Below are 21,163 nucleotides of genomic sequence, written 5' to 3'. Positions count from 1 at the left end.
CCCACCTAAATTAAAAATTTTAGGTGGGGACTGCGCTCTAACATTTCAGTTCAACTAAATAAACCATGAGGTAGGGGCACGGCATTGCCGTGCCCTTACGAAAATTTGTGGCTCAATTAACTGAAAATAGCTGTAAAAAATTTTGAAAAAGGGTAGCGCAATCCTGAAGTGAGGTAACACATTATGCAAGTCTTAGATAACTTGCAATGTTTAAATAGAACAAAATTACTAGATTGAGTGGATTTACCCTATGTGGAATTATTTCTACACAAGGTAATAAAATTTACCACTTAACTATGGTAAATTAACTGTTTATCGTTTTTGGATATCTTGATACAGATTTTACATTGATGGATTTACAGTGTAGAGTTAAAGAATTTTCAATGTGCTTTAGGATGAACGTATTGACAAAGTAGACAAAAGGTTTAGGCTTAGTAAATATGTATGGCTCAGGGTATGTTTACCAAGGGAGTGCGTAGGGCGAATAAATATTTTTATATAAAAAATTATTCTCCTGATTCTATCGCCCCCAAAGCCTTCAAAGAAGCCTTTTCGGCATTTGTCAAACCAATGACGCCTGTAATATCCATACGCTCATACAGGTGATTGGACTTAAGCAGCTGTCGTTGGTTGCGAGTGTCTACATCCCAAAGCTGTATGTTCTCATCTTCACCACCGCAGGCAAGTAGCCGACCATCAGAACTAAACGCTACTGAGCGGATCTCCCCTGTGTGTTCACGTCTGAGAATATCTAGGCATTCACCTGTACTGACTTTCCACAATCTAACGGTTGCATCGCCACTGCCACTGGCAAGGATTTGTCCATCGGGACTGAAGGCAACTGAATAAACTTGTTTGCTGTGTCCCTTAAGCGTTTGCAAACATTCACCTGTGCTGGAGTTCCATAGTTTTACGGTTTGGTCTTCGCTACCACTTGCTAAAATTTCACCATCAGGGCTAAATGCAACTGACCAAACTGAGTCTTTATGGTCTGTTAAAGTTACAAGACATTCCGCTGTATCGAGATTCCACAGCTTAACTGTACTATCGGCACTGCCACTGGCAAGAGTACGACCATTGGGACTAAAAGCAACTGTCCAAACCCAGTAGCTATGCCCTTCTAATACCTTAAGACAAGAACCCGTGTTGGTGTTCCATACTCGAATCGTTCGGTCTTCACTGCTGCTGGCAAGGGTTTGCCCATCTGGACTGAAAACCACTGTCCACACCCAATTACTGTGTCCTGTGAGGGGTTGGATGCATTTGCTGTTGCTAATGTCTTTGATATCCCAAAGCTTGATAGTATAGTCAGCGCTGCCACTAGCGAGGATTTGTCCATCTGGACTAAAAGCAACAGAGCGAATGCGTCCCATATGTCCTTTGAGCGGATAGTAAATATACGTACGTAAATCCCATAGCCTAATCATATGGTCATCACGACCACTAGCAAGAATTTGACCATCTGGACTAAAGGCAACCGAATAAACATCACGGGTATAGCCTTGTAATTCATTCAAGCAATTGCCCGTTGCCACATCCCAAAGCCTTGCCGTTTGGTCATCACTGCTACTGAGCAAAGTCCGTCCGTCGGGACTGAAAGCAATATCCCACACGTGACTAGTATGCCCTTGTAAGATTTTCAGACATTTACCCGTGTGTATATTCCATAACTGAATTATCCAGTCTTCGCCGCAACTACCCAGCGTTTTTCCATCAGGACTGAAGCGTATCTTATATATTTTTTTACTAGATTCTTCTAGTGTCTTCCAGCATTCTCCTGTGGAAGTATCCCAAAGCTTGATACTTTGGTCTTCACTGCTACTTGCTAGCATTTGTCCATCTGGACTGAAGGTAATAGACCAAACCTGGCTAGTATGTCCTTGTAAGGTTTTAAGACATTCCCCATTATAGATATTCCAAAGCTTGATTGTGCCATCAGCACTGCTACTGGCAAGGATACCATCTTCAACAGGACTAAAAGTCACTGACCAAACCCAACCACTATGTTCCTTAAGAGTTTTCAAGCAGTGTCCAGTCTTAACATCCCACAGTTTAATAGTTCCGTCTTCACTAGCACTAGCTAAGATACGACTATCTAAGTTAAAAGCAACCGAGTAAACTTTATTGGTATGTTCTTTCAGTGTATGAAGACACTCGCCTGAGTGTACATACCAAATTTTAATAGTGTAGTCTCCGCTACCAGTAGCTAAGAATTGGTTGTTTGGACTGAAGTCTAAAGCCCAGATCCAGCCAGTATGCCCTTTGTAGATGTAAAGTTGTTTAGTATCTGCAGTTCGCCAGAGACGCACTTCTCCATTAATGACACCTGTGGCAAAAAACTCTCCGTTGCGACTAAATCCGACAGATTGCAAACTTGACATTGTCTCTTTAAAGACAGAACCAGTCAGGTCAGCATTCGTAAAGCTAGTACCTTTTAACTTAACGTCTTTGAAATAGGCGTGCCAGATAGTCAAGTTGGAAAAATTATGCTCACTTAAATCTATATCAGGTTGCTCTTTATCAGGTTGACGAATCTGAAGTTGACGCAGCAAATTGATCAAGTTAGCAGCAACATATCCCTTTTTGACTGGAGACTGCTGTTGTAGAGAATTTATCATTTGAAGTAAATGGGATTCCAGTTGATTGCCAAAAACGCTAAGTAGCTTCTTTTTGACAGGTTCTAAAATGAGTCGCTCTTGTGTTTTGCGGATATAATCAAGCGATCGCGCTTTCATCAATGGGTAGGCATTGACGAATCCCAGGGTTCTTCCTTGAATGATTTCTTGGCTAACTTCTTCAATCAATCGTTCTGTGACATACTCCATCACCACGGACTGCTGACCAAACTTATTGGAACCTGCTTCTTTTTCAATAAATGAGCGCCGCAATAGAGATTCGACAGCTTCCAACACTCTATTTGCTGGTTCTGGTGTAATGAGTTCTGATTTTAATTCTGTCAAAGACACAGATTCGCGTGCGCTCGCCAGCCAATACATCAGTTGTTTTTCCAACTCTGACAGGCGATTAAATTGTTGGTCTAAAAGAGTGCAAATATCTCCGTAAACTGCGGTTTCTTGGCGAATTTGATTTAAAAATTCTTGAACCTCATTGCTAAATAGGTCATAGATTGTCGTGGCAACTATCTTGAGAGCCAGAGGATTACCCGAGTATCGTGATACTAATTCGCTTAACTGGGCATCTGAACAGGAACGTCCTTGATCTTTTAAACCTTTGTCTTCCAGAATTGCTTTAGCTTCTTCTAAATATAGTCCCGAAAGCTGCAACACCTTCACTGGCAAATTCTCCCCTGCCAGTGCTGCGACTTGCCTAGGCTTTTCCCGGCTTGTGATTAGCAAACAACTCTGGTGTGCAGCTTCTGCTACCTTTTGCAACAAATAACCATAGTTTTCATATCCTGGTTGGCACTCTCCTGCCCGTTCGTAGGTTTTGCCTTCACCACTGCGAAGTATTGATTCTACGTTGTCTAAAATCACCAAACAACGGCGTTTTTTCAAGATATCAATCAGGCGCAGTATCTTGCTGTTATCGTTGTCTGGCAACTCGGGTTCTGAATTATGAGATAGGAATTGCAACAGTTGTGTGAGAATCTCTCCAAAGGGTGGACTATTGCGGAGCGATCGCCAAATCAAATAATCAAAATTTCTCCCTAGTTTTTTAGCAATTCGTGCTGCTAGCGAGGTTTTGCCCATTCCTCCCATACCTAACACTGCAACCAATCTACAGCGTTGGGAATTAAGACCCAAAATCCATTGTTCTAACTCCAAAAGTTCCTTTTCTCGACCCCGAAAACCCTCAACGTCTACTGCTTCACCCCAGTCCTCGCGCAATGTCTTAATATCTGCTTTAGCAGTTTGTTGGTACAAGGCTGATAGCTTTCGCTTGAGATTATTGAGTTTTTTGTTACTAGTTCCCTCGATACCAAATTTGCGATAACTCTCTCCTAGTCTTTTTTTCACTGCTAGTTGGGAAATATTCAGTTCTTCAGCTATCTTGGCTCCTAAATAGTCATTTAATGCCAGCAGAAGAGTATCTAGCTCGATTCTAGTAACACCATAATTGGCTGCTACCTCTTTAATGAAACTTTCTGGAACCTGAGACACAGAATTTTTTGGCACCTGATTTGGGCTCACTGGCGCAGTGCCAGTAGATAACAGTGAGCCTGTTAAGGGTTTGGGGTTAGTTCCTGCTCCTGATTGAGATTAGACTTCTTTTTCAGAATTGGGGTTAGTTGTTCTGCAATACCTTCTAACTGAATCGCATTACAAGCAATGTCAAAGGCAAACTCTACGGGCACTCTTGCATCGAATTGTGGATCATAAGCTACTAGAGCATCGTAAAAGCCTACGGCAAATTCGATTGCAGCTTTATCACCAATTTCATCATTCATGCCAATCACATAATCAATGTATTGCACTATTGCGTTTGCTTGAAACTCACTATAGCAAGCATTTAACAGTACACACTCTACTTGCTTAGCAAAATACCTGAATAATCCAGCCAGTGCTTCTCCTGTTACTAGCTTTTCTTGCCCATTTTCATCTTCAAATCATAATCCCTTTGTCCATGAGCCATGTCCAGAAAAATGGATAATGTTTGGTCGAAAATCTAAAATGGCGCGACGAATATCTCTTGGACGTACCGCCCACTGTTGCCGCAGAATAAATTTGTCACGTTGTCGCGTTCGCTCCAACCCTTCCTGAATGTCACGCACTTCCTCATCCAAACGCAGCCGCGATGTCTGTTTCGGATTGGCTGCTACAATCAAGATTTTTTTAACAGGAGTGTCGCTGCTCATTCTAGGATCTAGGACAAGTATCTTTTCCTGCTAATATAACGCGAGTTCGATGAAAAGAGTCTGCTAACAAAATAATCAGGGATACAGCTTCCAGTGCAGTACGATAGAATCTGCCTTCCAAAGCTCCATAAAACTCACATTAATATAGCGTTTACAAGCCGGAGAGGTGCTTAAAGCACTTCTCGGCTTTTTGCGTAAATCTGTATTACATGGAGAGCAAGAACTATGAACCGAAATCAGGGCAGTCGTCTATTCAGGTTAGCTTCTCGTTTGCTCAAATATTTTTTACTGGCATTATTTGGCTTGGCGATCGCTTATGTTGTGTCAATAACTTTTGGGGTAGTAAATATTGCCCTCATCCTACCGTTGGTATTCGATTGGGTTGGGCGGTTGGGACTTATCCTGTTTTGTTTGATAGCAATAACAGTCATTTTTGAGTCGTTGCGTTAATCGGCTCAATGCCTGTTACGCTTTTTGTGCTTTGTGGGGTCAACTAACTTGTATGACTGGTTAGGTTCAGGAGTTGGAGGAAAGGGACGCCCAGAGGTTGATGTCACCTCTTGCCCCGTACTTTGTCCATTAGAGTTGATGAGTTCGTACTGTCCGCTTATGGGAGTGCGATCGCCTGGGTTGTACAAGGTGGATTGTTGTTTGTTGGTTGGCTCCTCTTCCCGCATCAAGAGTGTAGTGACAGCATTGTAGGTTAAAGCAAACTTGCATTGGATTTCAAAACCAGGAAGATAGCCGCCGTGATAAGGTATTTCTTCTAAGTTGCTGAACGCCCCTTTAATCTCTGAAATTGGTTTTATCAACTGCTCGCTGCGCTGGCTCCAATTAATGAGTAAAGCATCCAATATCTGTTGAAACTCAAGCGCATGTAGTGTTGCATCATCTGGATTCGTTTGGCTGTCTACAACAATCAATATCTTTAAAGTGATCTTGAGCGTAGTTTGAGCTTCTGAAAAATCATCGTTCTTACTAACTTGGGTATGAAACTCGTCTACATGAAAACCGAACTGCGCTCGAAAGTGTGAAAATTCCTCTGTTTGGAGTTGGTGACGAAGATAGGGTAGTAATCCCGCATCATTATCCAATAGGATTTGGCGAACGGTTAGCTCGTTTGTCATAATTTATCTAAAAAGTATCTACGTTAAGGCTTTCAAACTCAACATTTTGGCTTGAAACAGCAGAATACAACATCCTCCAAAGTGACCAGAGTTAGCTCACTCTTTGTGCTGTTGCATTTTGTTCATTCTGAAAGTTGTGTCATCATGTCGCCAATTGCCACGGTTCCACTGGTAATAACCTGTGCCAAAACACCTGTCTGCGTGTGTTGAAAATGCTTTTTCAGCAGAGTCAGCAGGGAGATATCTCGTTCTCCCGTTTCTGGATGAACATCAATATTTAAGCAGCGATTAATTCTGGCTGTAATGGCAATTCGGGCTGTACCAAGTTGCATTTCTTTGCCCACCCAGTCAAATTCTCCCCAGGCGGGTACACCATCTAAAACAATATTGGGGCGGAAACGCCGGACATCTACCTGAAGTCCGGCTAACTCACTTAAATTGTCAAGACTTGCTTGACTCACAAGAGAAATATGCACGGCTTCCCGGTCAGGATAGCGAGTTTTGCCAAATTCTCCCACAAGCTGCAAAGGTGCGCGGTTTGGATGTCTAGCAGTTTGGCTGGGATAAATTCCTGCGAGGTATCCTGTGAAAAAGGTAGCTATGCGATCGCGTCCTGTAGGGCTATTCGTATCAGCAACCAATAACTCTACGCCTTTGCGCTTTACTGTTAAACTGCCAGTGGCTGCTTCGTAGGAACAATCCAACGCTGCAAGTCCTGACCAGTCATTTTGCATGGCGAAGTGTTGCTTTTTCATCCACGGCACTTGTGTAGAGTCGGGATATTGTGCATCTTCTTTGAACATTAACGCAAAAGAGCGATCGCCCCTGATGCCATGTCCAACTTGCACCTCAACGCGATCGCACTTCTGGGAACTTAACCCTTTAAATGGATGAATAAATAACTCTTTGACACAAATCTTGGTCATTGGGAATTGGTTACTGGTAATTCGGCTTGTAATTAGCGCTGTTTGCGCTCACCCTCCGGGTATGCCTTCGGCACGCCTGACGGCGTTAGCGAAGCTCCTCCCTTAGGAGGCACGCCATGTACCTCCAAGGAGGGAAACCCTCCTATGTCCTTCGGACACGCTTCGCGAACAGTACTGGTCTCACTACTAACCTATCAGAACAGTACGGGAGGGTGAGAACCCCTACCTTTTAATCCGGGGATGAAACCCGACCCGACGGGTTTTAACCCGGAGTTTCTCTTCTTTCCGGAATGTTCCTACAAGATAGGGTATAATTTTGTAGGAGGTGATGAAACAATGTTGAGTTTAACTTACGAGTACAAAGCGATGCCCACAGACGAACAAATCCAGCAGATTGAACACACCTTAACAGTGTGTCGAAAAGTTTGGAATTTTGCTTTGCGAGAACGCAAAGATTGGCTCAACTCTCGTAAGTGTTCTGTCAACGCTTGTTCCATCGTTTCTGAATACATTACACCAGCTGATGCACCCTACCCCAATTACTACGAACAAGCCAATTCGTTAACTCGTGCTAAAGCAGAATTTCCGGAACTTAAAACTGTCAACGCACAAGTGTTGCAACAAGTCTTGAGGAAATTAGAAACAGCTTTTGTAGACATGAGTCGAAAAAAGATGGGCTTCCCTCGGTTCAAGAACAGATACCGGATGCGGTCATTCGTGTATCCACAATTAGGGAAAGGTCAAGTTCTCAAAGGCAATCAAATTAAATTGCCACAGTTGGGATGGATGGAATATGTCAAGTCTCGCGAAATCCCTGATGGTTTCAAGGTGAAACAAGTTCGGATTGTTCGCAAGGCTTCAGGATATTTCCTGATGTTCACACTGGAGTGTAATGTTAATGTGCCGCCCCCGGTGAAGAGCGGGCATCCCAGAGGAATTGATTTAGGTTTGGACAAGTTTGCGGCTACTTCTGATGGTGAATTGATTGAGCGTCCCCGTTTTTTAAACACACTGCATCGCAAGCTGAAATTGCTGCAACGCAGGCTTAGAAATAAGAAAAAGGGATCTAACAATCGCCATAAGTTAAATCGCAAGATTGCCCGACTCCATCAACGCATCTCAGACACTCGCAAAGATTGGCATTTTAAGTTAGCCCACAAGCTTTGCAATGATGCTGGAATGGTTTTCGTTGAGGATATTGACTTCCGAACTTGGGCAAAAGGGATGTTGGGCAAACACACTCTTGACGCTGGATTTGGGCAGTTTGTCGCCATCTTGCAATGGGTGTGCTGGAAACGGGGTGTGTATTTTGACAAAGTGGAAAAGGATTACACCTCGCAAGTTTGCCCACAATGTGATACTCACACCGGAAAGAAAGAATTAAAGGACAGAATACACTCTTGTCCTGAATGTGGCTACACCACGCATCGCGATGTGGCATCCGCACAAGTGATCCGAAACAGAGGGGTCTCTGGGCTGGGACGCAGCCTGGAAGAAAATGCCTGTGGAGACGGTCTGACGGGGACTGGAAATAGTCTAGTTAAGAGTCGAAAAAGCAGGAACAAGGGTGGAGAAGCGCGACTTCAGTCCGCTTCGTAACATCCTTTGAGAATCCTTGTGGCTTCAGCCCGGGGAGTACGTCAATATCCATTGCTCAATCCTTAACAGAACCAATCTATTTCTGTGCAACTGGCTGATTTTTTGCACCACCACTTCCTGCACCCGTTATGCTGCGGAAATATAAACCACCAACTGTTACTAAAAATACAACATATCCCACTGCTTGCACAACATACAGATATTGTCTATAGCCAAATAAGGCTTTGAGAACAACGCCAGGAAACTGTTCGTCGGGTAGGATCTTGGAAGTATCCCAAACCATTGGACCTAAGATGCAAGAGTGGATTCTGGTAAACCGTTCGTAATAAAAACAAAGGCTTTCTGAGGCGCGATTGCTCAGAGCAAGGGTAGTAAAAGCTTCGTCGAATTTATGCAAAGCTGTCACCACTAACCCAGCCACAATCAACACTAAGAAAACCCCCATGACCTGGAAAAATTGGCGAATATTAATTTTAACGCCCCATTGAAATAACAGCACGCCAATTGCAGCCGCGACTGCAATACCACTAATAGCGCCAAGGCTGGGAATAAGCCCTTGTTGAGAAGCAATGAACAGAACAGTTTCAAAGCCCTCACGCACAACGGCAACAAATACTAAACTAAAAACACCCCAACCAGCATATGAGTCCTGTTTTAAAGCATCTGTTACGGCTCCCTCTACCTGAGCCTTCATAACTCTGGCTTGCTTGGTCATCCAAATGAGCATCCAGCTGAGCATAGCAATTGCTAACACGCTGAACACACCTTCCATCAATGGCTCAACTACTGATGAATACTGGGGATTAATTGCACTTAGTGCTTGAACTATCCAAGTGAACAAAAAACCGATAAATGCACTGACAATGATGCCAACACCGACACCAGCATAGACCCAAGGGTTTAGTCGCTGTTGTTTAGCTTTTTTTAGCAAAGCTAGCACAATGCCAACTACGAGAGCAGCTTCTACTCCTTCTCGGAGTGTAATTAAAAAAGTGGGTAAAGCAGCACTAAAGTTCATTATTTGTCCTTTGTCCTTGGCGCTTAGTCATTAGTCATTTATTTTATACTAATGACTAATGACTAATGACTAATAACTATTCACTGAAATCGCATAACATCTGTTGGAGTTCGAGATTATGCGTTTCTTCTTCACTAATCATATGACGAGCAAATTCTTCCAGAAAACTGTTGGCGTTGCTAACAGTTTCAAACAGTTTTTTATACAACCCTAGCGCTTTTGCTTCGTGCGCTAGACTTTGCGCCAAGAAATCCTTGACTGAGTACTTGTCAGTGTCTTCTACTGAAGAAATTTTCCGACTAGGACGACCTTCCAAACCCGTGAGAATTTCTCCCACTTTTTGGGCATGAAGTAGAGACTCGCTCGCCTGCTCTTTGAAAAAATCGACCATAGAAATGCGGTAAGAACCAGTGACCATTAAGGAATAGTGAGTGTAACGCACTACTCCCGCTAACTCACACTCAAAGATTGAGTTCAGTAGGTCCATTGTTTGTTTCTGATCAAGCTCTCGCATCATGTTGTTAATTCTAGTGATACGTGAAAGTTTTTGAGTTCTTAGCGATGAGTGATGAGTGATGAGTTATGCTTGATAACTCATCACTCATCACTCATTTTAAATTCTCGCCCGAGAGTAAAATTCTAGGCAAGTACCACTACAAACAATTCAAGCAGTCTATCGCTGCGCTTGGGTGCTAGAACTATCAATGACTTTTTGAGAATTTTGCTCAATGGTTTTTACTAGTTTGGTGACATCTTCGGGAGTCTTAATTGGTTGATCTGGTGGAATTGCAGAGGGCCAAACTTTTGTCAGTTCAGTCATACTAGTTTCAATTGCTTTATGTTCTGCGGGATGCTCTTTAGCCATTTTGCTGGCAATTTCTTTGTATAAGTCGTTAGCGTAGTTGACAAAGCCACGGGAATCTTGATATTCAATAGCTGCAGAAATTTTTCCATCTGCGATTGCCGCACCATATTCTGAGTTAGCTGCATCTAGCAACCCGTTCATCACCTGCAGCACGAATCTCGGTTGCGATCGCTGATCTGCTGGTAAAGCTGTCACAGCACTATCGACAGATTGCATGGAAGAGGCAAAATCAGTTTTCACCTTGGCATTTTTAGGGTTAGATTTGACGAAATCTTGCAAACTAATCAAAGATGTCTTAAACTCTTTGACTTTACGCTCATTTAATTGCTCTTCTACATCAACATAAATCTCTTCAACTGGATGTCCAATGTGAGGTTCCGCCTGTTTTGGCTGATTTTGATCCAACAGTTCTTTTGCTACCAAAAGGTGTCCTTTCATTAACCCGAGTTTCGTCATGTAGTCAACATCTTTTGGTTCCCCAGTCAGAACCACTTCCTGAATAGTCACTTGGTCTTTAATTTGGTCGAATTGCTCTTGGGTAATCACCTTTTTAGAGACTAAGTCCTCAGGACTAATGTAGGGACGACTCGCCTGAATTTTGTGCGATAGTGCTGGAACACCAAGCTGTGCCTCAAACTTATCCAACTCCGACAAGATCGCATTATTGATATTGATTTTCTTTTTGTTACCGTGTCCGCTGTGATTTACTGCCTCAGTAGCCTGGGGACTGGAATTAGCAGTCGGTGCAGTCGAATTTTCTGCGGTTGGCGTACCGTTACAGGAAGTTAGAGCGAAAATGGCTGCAGTAGCAATAGTTAAGCAGATGTAACGGAATTTTCTCATTCTTGCTCCTAAGAGTATTTGAAAGGTAATCATTAAAACATTCAAACAAGTATTGATCGATGGATTTGACAGTGTGTCTTAGATTTTGCTATGATACTTTCTCACAAATGAGATTAATTTTCAACTACTTACTAAGATTTTAACCATGATTTCATAACAATTCTCAGTTATTGAATCACTAAAATCCTTATAGGACGACAATCTTCCTAATTAATCGCTGATGCTACATCTGCATATTTGAGACTGTAGAGGAATTAAACTAGGCACGAAAGAATCGACAACAAAGCTAGTCTCCTGACCGACAGTCAGAGGGCGCATTATGTTCTAATCATAGAATCAGTGTTGTCAGTCCTACTAAAGTAAACCCCCTTGCGATACCGAATCAGGTAGCAAGGGGGAACACAACTGGGAGAAATTGAAAACTGTATATTCCTTTTTCAGCCTGTGGCTGCAAATCTTGTTATTTGACGAGACGCTGTTTGAACTTACCGTTAAGTATCAAAGATTTAACATGATTTGCGAAAAAATTTTATGAATGCAAAAAATATCGAGGAGTTTTCTTTTAGCCAAGCCCGCACACTGCTGAGGTGAAAATCTGCAATGTAATGCATATATGCTAAGTTGCCAGTTGCAATACCCAAAAATGCAACAACAGTTGACCAAAATGTTAGGGTACGCATTTGAGGGAAAATTTTACTCACTCTGCAAAGTAATGGAAATGCTAAATGTCCTATGTGTACAGCAACAAACCTTGCACGTAATGCTCTAAAACCGTCAATTCTTCCCATCCATTGATGACAAGGACTAAGATGCAATAGGTTGAATAAGGGCAAAAATAGAAACATCCCAACAGACAATAAGTTTAGTCTATTAATTGCAACTTTAGCAATATGTAGCTGCTTTGAAAATTTCCCAAAAATTGAATCAACACGTGAATCTCCCACCATAACAAATCCTCAGTTGGTGTTCAACAAACAATTATTGATGATGAGGGAATCTAAATTAGGAAGTCCCCTCCCATTAGGTAAATGGGGTGCCCTGGTACTTAAGAGAAACTTCTCGAAAGTGTATACTTTTTTAATGCGTTTTACACACTTATTTGAGCATACATACTTTTACGGAAAAAATCTACAGTCAAAAAAATAATAGATTTATTCTTTGACATAATGGTGATAATTTTTTGTTATTGTTTTCCGTGAGTTTCATAGCAAAACATCTTTTTACTGAGTTCAAAGCGATGCTGTTTTTTTTGCTTTTGACTGATGTAGTTAAAAATGTTCTTGATTTGCTCAATACCGAGGTGTTGCTGTTGGCTAATCTGCTCAATGTTGGCATGATTGATTTGGGAGTAAATACTCTCTTCATACCTTCGTGTGTACTTCCTTCGCCAATCAATAAACTGCAATTGCTCAGTAATGTATCGCTGGCAGACTCTGCAATAAAACTGGCGACGTGGTACTTTTAAATACACTGTTTTCCCATAAACTGGTAAATCTCTCACTACAATTGGTCTGGTTTGATGCAATTCTTTCGTATAGTTACGGCAATGCGGACAGTATGTACCTTCAGCTAAAACACTTAACTTAAAAGATACTGAATCGTGAGAAAAATTACAAGATTCTACGGCTACACCAGGTAAGTTTAGTAAATGTGTGAAATGTATGTTCATCAGAAAAATGTCACCAGATATTACACTTGGCACCATGAAGTTTCTAACCCACTGGTGCTATCGTTGTTCAGTCATTGCACAGGAGTCGAATCAGGATTTTTTGACGACATATAGGTAGTGATTTTTTAGAAACAGGCTTTTCTCCTCACAGGAGTTTCAAGATGCACAAAGCCATTGTCACCCTTCTCCAGAGCATCCCTGACAAATTTCAAGTCAAAGCTTTCTTCAGTAATTATGTGTTTGTCGCCATACTATAACAAGTTTTACCACATAGTACGGCAAAATCTCTCATCAATAAAAAATAGTGATAAGTAATTATTTGATGCACGGATGAGCTTTGCTGTGAAAAGCAGCCACTATGAAGGTTGTGGGAAGTCACCTTTAAAACAGTGAACAGCTACCTACGCAGTGACGCCTGCTATGGTGGGGGATTTAAACCCGCCACCAACGCTTTCGGTCCAATTGGTGTGGTGTTTCCCCCAACGATGAAATTGATAACTGATAACTGATAACTGGTAACTGGTAACTGTTAAAATGTTTGCTTTAAGATGTCTGCAAAGCGGTTTTCAATGAAATGCATTACAGTTGTGATTTTCCTGTGGGACAGGTGTCCTCACCTGTCGGTTTAATTCAGGGCGGGCTGGACAGCCCCGAAGTTCCGAGTCTCCTTCGGAGACGCTACGCGTTAACGCAGTTCCTCCGTACGAGCCACGGAGGAAACCGACCCTCGGACTTCTCTCCACCCCACAAAATTTGTATTTAATACTACTGAGAACTGCTATGTCTAGTCAGGAAGTTTTTGTCATCTTTTGAGAGTTACTCTCAGCTACGACTTCAAATTGACCCATGCACCCGTTTTCTGCGATCGCATCCTGATGAGGATGAAACATATACATACCCGGATAACGAAAGGCAAATTCCAAGATGTGACGTTCCGCTATCCCCATCGTAATCACATCAGTTTTAGCAGTGGGTTTGGTAGTCATCCCCGTGGGATAGACGTCAAAAAAGTTGGCGTGGAGGTGAAACGTCACTGCTGGATCGTATTCAATGATGTTGAGAAGATACACCCTAATCAACTGGTTTTGGTAAATAGGGATAGGATGATCCTTGTAGTAGTCGGGTAGCCCGTTGAAGGCATAATATTCGTTACGGCTATCGTCATTCACGTCATACCCAGCCATCACTAATGCGATCTCATCCGCTGGAGGACGTGGAGTGGGTGGATCGATGATAAACATTCCATATAGCCCCTTGGCAACATGACGCGTTACCGGCTCAATATGGCAGTGGTACAGATGAATGCCATAAGGTTCAGCATCAAATTCATAGATAGTTGCTGTACTGTGGCGAACTGGGCGAATACCATCCATTTCTGAGGGGTGGACGCCGTGAAAATGTAAAGAGTGGGAATGTCCCGCCTGGTTGAAGAACAGCACCCGCACGCGATCGCCTTGTTTTGCCCTGAGTGTTGGTCCTGGTATGCGACCATTTAAATCCCAGATATTGTAAGAGACAGCATTATTGAGCTGAATCGTGGAAGTACCCGCAGTCAGGCGAAATTCCCGGATGGTGCGTCCATTTTCTTGCTTTATTGTGCCATATTCAAAATCCCGTACCATCTTCGCTGGGTTAGCAACCCCAGAAGTTGCTTCCATCTCTAAGGTTGGTACTCTCACTATTGACTTATTTTGGGCATTAAGTATTTGCCATAACGCCGTACCAGTCACACCAGCGCCTACTAAACCCAGCTTCAACAGATTACGACGGCTTATTACTTTTTCTTTTTCTAAAGCAAATATATTAGGCATTGTGTTATTATTGATACTTTACAGCAAAATCAAATTGCCAATTTTTTTCAATTAATTTCTTTTGGAATACTAAAATAATTAATAATTATTGTCAATATTTCTCAAGTTTTATAAAACTTATAATAATGATTATAATTATCACGTACTTGATTTCTCTGGGTTTCTTGTCTTAACATTGCATCGCTAGTACAACACTAAAAAGTGTCTAGGACTTACGCCAAAGTTCTCAAATATGAGTTTCCATTTTTCGACTCTCAGGTGGGCAGTGCTGAGTAAAACCGTATTGGATCCCGACATAAGTTTAGGGCACTGCCCACCCTACAAGCTACAAGCTGTGGTCGCTTTCCCATTGAATGCGCATTCACACACATGATGCTCAATCTGTACAGTGCCTAAGTCCTAGTGTCGTGAAAAATTTTAATTTTTCTTTATTGCTTGCGATAGTTACATAGATTTAATTATTTTTGAAACAACAAAATGTCAAAAGGTGTATGATGCATATTTCTAAAGGCAAGATAGTGGACAAGCTAGTCAGAGGCTCATATCTTGCACCAAATGCCTCTGCATACTTAACTAAATAAGCAGGAACCTTTGCTAGTAAAGATTATTCTTGAGTCAAAACGCCCGCCGATTGAAACTAAAAGCTTTAGATGCATCTGTAGGTACTTATCGTGTCAAAAATTATTCTTAAATCAAAAGGCAAATCAAGGTTAGTGAGTTTAATCTTGATGGCAGTGGTAAGTTTTTACTTCATTGTGTGCCTACCCAAACCAGCGTATGCTATGCATATTATGGAAGGTTTTTTACCACCAGGCTGGGCAATATTTTGGTGGGTCGTAGCATTACCGTTTTTTATTTTGGGGTTACGCTCCCTAACTCGCATCACTCAAGCCACTCCTGAATTAAAATTACTGCTAGCATTGGCAGGAGCGTTTACTTTCGTACTGTCAGCATTGAAAATGCCTTCGGTGACAGGGAGTAGTTCGCATCCGACAGGAACAGGGTTAGGCGCAGTATTATTTGGGCCTTTAGCGATGTCGGTGCTGGGTAGTTTAGTCTTGCTATTTCAAGCATTACTGCTCGCCCATGGCGGCTTGACGACACTAGGAGCAAATGCATTTTCGATGGCAATTGTCGGACCATTTGTTGCCTTCTGGTTATACCGCTTGATTATGCAAAGTGGCAAGCAAAGCTTGGCGATATTTCTCGCATCTGCTGTTGCAGATTTGACAACATATCTTGTGACTTCTATGCAACTGGCTCTTGCCTTCCCCGCTGCTACAGGTGGTTTCATGGCATCATTTATTAAATTTGCGGGAATCTTTGCCGTAACACAGGTACCCTTGGCAATTAGCGAAGGGTTTTTGACAGTCTTGGTATGGAATTGGCTTTCTAACTATGGTCGTCAAGAATTAGAAATGTTAAACCTAATGAAACCAAAAAACTCATAAATGGTAGAGATAAATGGTAGAGATTGGGTAGTAGATAGTGGTTAGTAGTTAGTGGGATGTTTTGCCAACTAACAACTAACAACTAATAAATGTACAGACGTGCCATGAGGCGTCTCTAACCACTAGCAAGGGACTAATGAATAAGCAAAATCAAAAATGGAATAACTGGCTGTTGCTGTTAGCGGTGGTATTGTTAACAGTCACGCCCCTAATGGTAAGAAAAGGTGCAGAATTTGGCGGCGCAGATGGTCAAGCTGAAGAGGAAATCAAAAAAATACAGCCTCAATATGAACCTTGGTTTAAATCATTAATTGAGTTGCCGAGTGGGGAAGTTGAAAGCTTATTGTTTAGTGTGCAAGCAGCGACGGGTGCTGGTGTGATTGGCTATGTCATTGGTTTGTACAAGGGGCGTTCCGAACAAAGCAAGAAACAAAATGAAAATTCAGATTGACACGCTTGCTTACACTAATCGCTTACGTTGGTTACCACCAGAGCAAAAATTACTGTTTGCCACTGTCCTGCTGATAATCACTGCCTTTGCTCATCCGCAAGTTCAAGTTTTGATATTCTTTTGGATGAGTATTTGGACAGTTATTTATGCAGGCATTCCTGCTAAAACTTATTTGAAATTAGTCTATGTTGCCACTCTATTCTGGTTAACGAGTTTGCCAGCTTTAGCAATCAATGGCATAGAGGTATCTCATTTAGATTTTGTGCAACATGACTCAATTATAGGATTGACTTTTGGGTCTTATTATGTATACATCAGTCACAAAGGTATTGAGCAGGGATTGACAATTTTAACACGAGCGATCGCCTCTTTATCCTGCCTATATTTTGTCATGTTAACCATCCCCTTTTCCGAACTTTTGCAAACATTGCGTCGTATCGGGATTCCAGTGCTTATAACTGAGCTTTTATTGCTGATGTACCGCTTTATCTTTGTCCTTTTAAATACCACTGCCGAGTTATGGACTGCTCAACAATCTCGTGGAGGCTATCGAACTTTTAGTACTGGGATGAAAAGTTTAGCACTGTTGATTGGACAATTACTAAAGCGAACCATAGAAAACTATCGTCAAGTCTCCTTGAGTTTAGCAGCACGGGGTTTTAGTGGAGAATTGCGGGTTTGGCATCCTCATCGCTATCATCAATCGAAGCGCCATACGATAGAAGCAATTGTCGGCTGTGCAGTATTAATAGGATTAGAATTGTGGAAGTATGCAGGAATGGTTACTTGAATTTGAGCAGGTACATTATACTTATTTAGGCGCGCAACAATCGGCTCTGAATGGTCTAACGCTACGGATTCCTGCTCATAAAAGATGTGCATTAATAGGTCAAAATGGTTGTGGAAAGACCACACTTTTTTTATTAGCAAATGGTCTCTACAAACCAAATAAAGGCAGCGTGTATTGGCAAGGTAAGTCACTCAAATATGATCGTAACTCCTTAATGAAGTTACGTCAAAAAGTTGGGTTAATTTTTCAAGATCCAGAGCAACAACTGGTAGCCTCTACTGTTGAAGAAGATATTTCTTACGGGTTGTGTAATTTAGGCTTACCAGAAGTAGAAATTCAACAGCGAGTTGAGCAAGCTTTAGTAGAATTTGGTCTAACTGAATTAGCTCAAAGACCAGTTCATCATTTAAGTTTGGGACAAAAAAAGCGAGTTTCCATAGCAGATGTAATGGTGCTACGACCTGAACTAGTGTTGTTAGATGAACCTACAGCTTATCTGGATAAGTTACATACTCGTAACCTCATGGCAACTCTGAAAAAGATTCATGCAGGTGGGACAACAATATTGATGGCAACTCATGACCTTGATTTAGTTTACCGCTGGGCAGATTGGATATTTGTCATGGATAAAGGACGACTTGTTTTGGAGGGAAAACCACAGGATGTGTTTACTCAACGCGACATTTTAGAAGAGTTACAGTTGGGAGTACCACTCATATATGAAATGTTATTTGCTGACGGAGTCGCTGAAGAGGGACCTGTTTTGGAACGGTTACGGCAAAGAATATTGAATTTATTTCGTTACTTTTAAAGCTTGGATTAGTCATATCAAGTCCGGCAAATTACCCATAATAAAACTTATATAGCAATCCGCGCAGGATTTATGAAAAATCTTAAGTATTGTAGGGTGGGCAGTGCTTACCGTATTTTGCCGACTACATCCGGGTTTTGCGTTCGCACTGCCCTCCGCAAGCGTGTCGTTCAAAAATCTGCACAGGAGTCCTATATGTAGTAAGGACAAAAGTCCTTGTTTTCGTCCAAGAGGACTAAAGTCCTCACTACAAACTTAGTTTTGAGCGAAGTGAGGGTCAGTAACAACTGATGCCTAAGCCCTATGTATTACTTAAGTCATGTGAAAGTCTAACTTGCGATACATGACAAGACTAATTAAGTAAAAAAAGAAAAAATCATCCTGAAAGAACAAAAAAAAAGTCTTATTTTTTACTTTTTTATAGCAAGTATTACTGCTTAAGTATGGTAGATTTAATTTTGTACAGCTTTATACGCTATACAGTCTACAGGGTGCTTCTTAACACAAACACAAACGAAGGAGTACTTATGTCTAACATCAAAAACACTGGTTTGCAACCTGCTAACACTGTTGATGAACTTTTTACAGAACTTACGAATGAAGAATTAAGCCAAGTCTCTGGAGGAGGATTTAGTTTATCGGATTTCTTAAAGGATTTTAATTTCTCGTTTAACGATGGCGAAACTACAGTATTGGTTAGTGACGGAAACGTAGACGTAAAAACACCTTGAAGGAGTTAAGGTTAGACTAGTCCAACCTTAATCCACCCTATGATCTGAAAATGTTAGCCCGAAAGGGTTGCAACTTTTTATTAAATTTGTTGACTGAGCGGTAGTTCTACAAATTCTCTTAGGTTTCTCGGATTTCAAGGGCTGAGATACCTAACACAGAGTTAAGTAGAAAGACATTTGGTCATGAATTTAAAGCAATCTGCACTGTGAGCTTTCCTTCTAACTAATCGTTTTTAGAAGAGAATTTTAGTGCAGATTGTTTTCTTACCTTCAGATATTAGGAAGTTGACCGTTTTCCACGCGACCGGAAAACGCATCAGATATTTGCCGATCGCGTTGGACTTGCTGTAGTTAAGCTGCTTGGGAATTTTGGGTATTGACGCACAAGTGGTCAGGAAAATGCTTGCGCCAGCGTCTGTCTTTGCGCTTACTCTTGATGCCGCTTGATTTTCAACTCGCTATCGTTACGCTTGGGTAAGAACACGTTTTGTATTGATGGGTGCGTGTTCAATAAGACAGTAAGGGCGACTGTAGCTCAAAGGAGGTTCTAGAGCATGAGCCTGCAAAAATTCTGAATCATTCATTACCCGTTCAGTCTCACCATCAAAGACAATTTGTCCTTGACTTAGCACAATGGTGCGCGAACAAAGTTCTAAAGCTAAGTCTAAATCATGAGTGGCAATCAGTTGAGTGAGAGGCAAAGTTTGTAACAAATTAATTAACTGGCGACGCGAGCGCGGATCTAACTGGGCAGATGGTTCATCTAATATCAAAACCTGTGGGTTCATGGCTAAAACGCCTGCGATCGCAATGCGTTTTTTTTCACCACCAGACAAATTATCAGTATTGCGTTGCCCATACCATTCTGGATCAATATCAACTGCTGCTAGTGCTTGAAGAACTTGCTCTTTGAGTTCCTTGTCTCGTAATCCCAAATTCATCGGACCAAAAGCAACATCTTCCCATACAGTAGGCATAAATAGCTGATTATCTGGGTTTTGAAACACCAGCCCAACAAAATTCCGAATTTGTCGCAAATTCTCAGGCGTTACAGACCACTCACCAATAATTACCTCTCCTTCCTGTGGCAGAATAATTCCATTGAGGTGAAACTGCAAAGTGGATTTTCCTGAACCATTCGCCCCAATTAATGCGACTCGTTCCCCAGCTTCGATAGATAAATTAATCCCCACGAGAGCCTGAGTACCATCAGGGTAGGTATAAGTAAGATTTTTGATTTTTATCGGATTATGATGCATCGAAGAGTGCTTTAAGAAGAATACAGAATGCAGAACACAGAACTCAGCTTGGGACTTCACCGATGAATCCGCGCTTATTCAGCGGGGAAAGATTTTTTTCTCGACGAAAGTTAGCGAGGGCTTGTCACCTTACTCATCACCCAGTCGTACAGAACCCACAGCTGGGTTCTTAGCGAAGGAGTTCTGAGTTTTTTCTTGGTCACTTCATTAAGTAAACTGCTTGTCCAAGAAGTGCCAAAATTACAGTCAAACTCAGAGCTATAACATCGCGCCGTCCGCCCTGTGGTACTTTTTCTATCGGTGGGACTCCTTGATAACCCCGTGACAGCATCGCCTGATGAACGCGGTTACCTCGCTCGTAAGTGCGGATAAACAGCGCTCCGATCATGTTACCAACAACCAGGCGGATAGTACGGTTGCTGTTCATTAAATTGCGAGACGCTGCGGCTCGCCGCATAGTATTAAACTCGTTAATCAATACACCAATATAACGATACATTGATGCTATAATTGCCACCAACAGCGGCGGGGTTCGCAATTGAATCAAGGCATTGAGTAGCGCCGATACTGAAGTTGTTAAAGTTAGCAAATTCAACATGAGCAGCGACAGCAGCGTTTTGAGTGTGACACTACCCAAGACAGTTAGCCCTACTGTGGTAATCTGTAACGGACCCCAAGCCCAAAGAACCGTCCCACCTCCCCGAAACAAAGTACCCAAAAGCACAACGCCAACAAAACCGAACTCAACTGCTAAGCGTTTCAGTAGCACGCTGAGGGTGACTTTACTGAGTAATAAAACGCTTGCCACAGCCAAGCCATAAATTGCCCAAGTCCACCAATGTCCATTGGGCGTTAAGACAATGGCAAACACCAGTAGCAATGTACACAGTATCCGAGTACGAGGGGCGAGTTTGTGCCAAGGAGTAACCTGTTTACTATCGACATCAAAAGCTAGCGCCCCAATATGCAGCAGCATCTAGTTAAATTTTTATTGAG

20 protein-coding genes are annotated in these 21,163 nt (G+C 42.0%); 7 read left to right on the top strand and 13 right to left on the bottom strand.

Going from position 1 to position 21,163, the window contains the following annotated elements:
- Window positions 1-506: 506 nt before the first annotated feature.
- From ACM0OZ_RS38130 to ACM0OZ_RS38120, 3 genes are all read right to left on the bottom strand, one after another.
- The gene (locus ACM0OZ_RS38130) at window positions 507-4,121 is read right to left on the bottom strand and encodes an NB-ARC domain-containing protein (RefSeq protein ID WP_414588043.1); all 3,615 of its coding nucleotides are present in this window, start codon (window positions 4,119-4,121) and stop codon (window positions 507-509) included.
- A 62-nt stretch (window positions 4,122-4,183) separates the two neighbouring features.
- Entirely contained in the window at window positions 4,184-4,435 is a 252-nt protein-coding gene (locus ACM0OZ_RS38125) for a hypothetical protein (protein ID WP_414588042.1), read from the bottom strand.
- Window positions 4,436-4,567: 132 nt separating this feature from the next.
- Window positions 4,568-4,816, bottom strand: coding sequence for a hypothetical protein (locus ACM0OZ_RS38120; protein ID WP_414588041.1), 249 nt, complete (start codon window positions 4,814-4,816; stop codon window positions 4,568-4,570).
- Between the two features lie 225 nt (window positions 4,817-5,041).
- Between ACM0OZ_RS38120 and ACM0OZ_RS38115 the strand changes: the two genes are divergently transcribed.
- Window positions 5,042-5,266 (top strand): hypothetical protein, encoded by a 225-nt coding sequence (locus tag ACM0OZ_RS38115; RefSeq protein WP_414588040.1) that lies wholly within the window; start codon window positions 5,042-5,044, stop codon window positions 5,264-5,266.
- Window positions 5,267-5,271: 5 nt separating this feature from the next.
- Here the strand turns inward: ACM0OZ_RS38115 and ACM0OZ_RS38110 are convergent, their stop codons facing one another.
- Both ACM0OZ_RS38110 and ACM0OZ_RS38105 read right to left on the bottom strand, forming a co-directional pair.
- On the bottom strand, window positions 5,272-5,943 hold the full coding sequence (locus ACM0OZ_RS38110; protein WP_414588039.1) for a hypothetical protein: 672 nt from the start codon (window positions 5,941-5,943) through the stop codon (window positions 5,272-5,274).
- A gap of 122 nt (window positions 5,944-6,065) precedes the next feature.
- Window positions 6,066-6,869, bottom strand: a complete 804-nt coding sequence (locus ACM0OZ_RS38105; protein WP_414588038.1) for an MOSC domain-containing protein — start codon at window positions 6,867-6,869, stop codon at window positions 6,066-6,068.
- A 336-nt stretch (window positions 6,870-7,205) separates the two neighbouring features.
- On the opposite strand from ACM0OZ_RS38105, the gene ACM0OZ_RS38100 reads away from it, so the two are divergent.
- Window positions 7,206-8,468 (top strand): RNA-guided endonuclease InsQ/TnpB family protein, encoded by a 1,263-nt coding sequence (locus ACM0OZ_RS38100; protein WP_414588037.1) that lies wholly within the window; start codon window positions 7,206-7,208, stop codon window positions 8,466-8,468.
- A 76-nt stretch (window positions 8,469-8,544) separates the two neighbouring features.
- On the opposite strand, the gene ACM0OZ_RS38095 is transcribed toward ACM0OZ_RS38100, so the two are convergent.
- The 6 genes from ACM0OZ_RS38095 to ACM0OZ_RS38070 form a co-directional block, all read right to left on the bottom strand.
- Window positions 8,545-9,486: an FTR1 family iron permease gene (locus ACM0OZ_RS38095; RefSeq protein WP_414588036.1), complete on the bottom strand. Its 942-nt coding sequence runs from the start codon at window positions 9,484-9,486 to the stop codon at window positions 8,545-8,547.
- 76 nt (window positions 9,487-9,562) lie between these two features.
- A complete protein-coding gene (locus tag ACM0OZ_RS38090) occupies window positions 9,563-10,000 on the bottom strand; it encodes a ferritin-like domain-containing protein (RefSeq protein WP_414588045.1) in 438 nt (145 codons plus the stop codon).
- 159 nt (window positions 10,001-10,159) lie between these two features.
- Window positions 10,160-11,194, bottom strand: a complete 1,035-nt coding sequence (locus ACM0OZ_RS38085) for a ComEA family DNA-binding protein (protein ID WP_414588035.1) — start codon at window positions 11,192-11,194, stop codon at window positions 10,160-10,162.
- Window positions 11,195-11,700: 506 nt separating this feature from the next.
- Window positions 11,701-12,141 carry a hypothetical protein gene (locus tag ACM0OZ_RS38080; RefSeq protein ID WP_414588034.1) on the bottom strand — a complete coding sequence of 147 codons (441 nt, stop codon included), beginning with the start codon at window positions 12,139-12,141 and terminating at the stop codon, window positions 11,701-11,703.
- 236 nt (window positions 12,142-12,377) lie between these two features.
- A complete protein-coding gene (locus tag ACM0OZ_RS38075; protein ID WP_414588033.1) occupies window positions 12,378-12,863 on the bottom strand; it encodes a transposase family protein in 486 nt (161 codons plus the stop codon).
- Between the two features lie 788 nt (window positions 12,864-13,651).
- Window positions 13,652-14,674: a multicopper oxidase domain-containing protein gene (locus ACM0OZ_RS38070; RefSeq protein ID WP_414588032.1), complete on the bottom strand. Its 1,023-nt coding sequence runs from the start codon at window positions 14,672-14,674 to the stop codon at window positions 13,652-13,654.
- 728 nt (window positions 14,675-15,402) lie between these two features.
- Here ACM0OZ_RS38070 and ACM0OZ_RS38065 point away from each other — a divergent pair.
- The 5 genes from ACM0OZ_RS38065 (at window position 15,403) to ACM0OZ_RS38045 (ending at window position 18,908) form a co-directional block, all read left to right on the top strand.
- Window positions 15,403-16,125 (top strand): energy-coupling factor ABC transporter permease, encoded by a 723-nt coding sequence (locus ACM0OZ_RS38065; protein ID WP_414588044.1) that lies wholly within the window; start codon window positions 15,403-15,405, stop codon window positions 16,123-16,125.
- A 136-nt stretch (window positions 16,126-16,261) separates the two neighbouring features.
- Window positions 16,262-16,576: an energy-coupling factor ABC transporter substrate-binding protein gene (locus ACM0OZ_RS38060; RefSeq protein ID WP_414588031.1), complete on the top strand. Its 315-nt coding sequence runs from the start codon at window positions 16,262-16,264 to the stop codon at window positions 16,574-16,576.
- Window positions 16,560-17,366 (top strand): cobalt ECF transporter T component CbiQ, encoded by an 807-nt coding sequence (cbiQ, locus tag ACM0OZ_RS38055; protein WP_414588030.1) that lies wholly within the window; start codon window positions 16,560-16,562, stop codon window positions 17,364-17,366. Before ACM0OZ_RS38060 ends, cbiQ (ACM0OZ_RS38055) begins: the two co-directional genes overlap by 17 nt.
- On the top strand, window positions 17,347-18,177 hold the full coding sequence (locus ACM0OZ_RS38050) for an energy-coupling factor ABC transporter ATP-binding protein (RefSeq protein ID WP_414588029.1): 831 nt from the start codon (window positions 17,347-17,349) through the stop codon (window positions 18,175-18,177). The genes cbiQ (ACM0OZ_RS38055) and ACM0OZ_RS38050 overlap by 20 nt, the downstream gene beginning before the upstream one ends.
- Before the next feature lie 527 nt (window positions 18,178-18,704).
- A complete protein-coding gene (locus ACM0OZ_RS38045; RefSeq protein ID WP_414588028.1) occupies window positions 18,705-18,908 on the top strand; it encodes a ComC/BlpC family leader-containing pheromone/bacteriocin in 204 nt (67 codons plus the stop codon).
- A gap of 464 nt (window positions 18,909-19,372) precedes the next feature.
- Here ACM0OZ_RS38045 and ACM0OZ_RS38040 read toward each other — a convergent pair whose 3' ends face one another.
- Both ACM0OZ_RS38040 and cbiQ (ACM0OZ_RS38035) read right to left on the bottom strand, forming a co-directional pair.
- The gene (locus ACM0OZ_RS38040) at window positions 19,373-20,167 is read right to left on the bottom strand and encodes an energy-coupling factor ABC transporter ATP-binding protein (protein WP_414588027.1); all 795 of its coding nucleotides are present in this window, start codon (window positions 20,165-20,167) and stop codon (window positions 19,373-19,375) included.
- A 199-nt stretch (window positions 20,168-20,366) separates the two neighbouring features.
- A complete protein-coding gene (gene cbiQ, locus ACM0OZ_RS38035) occupies window positions 20,367-21,143 on the bottom strand; it encodes a cobalt ECF transporter T component CbiQ (RefSeq protein ID WP_414588026.1) in 777 nt (258 codons plus the stop codon).
- Window positions 21,144-21,163: the final 20 nt, after the last annotated feature.

The sequence above is a fragment of the Scytonema sp. PCC 10023 genome, from assembly GCF_963920835.1.
In the GTDB taxonomy this organism is placed as follows: domain Bacteria; phylum Cyanobacteriota; class Cyanobacteriia; order Cyanobacteriales; family Nostocaceae; genus Kalymmatonema.
This window is presented reverse-complemented; position numbering and strand designations above follow the sequence as displayed.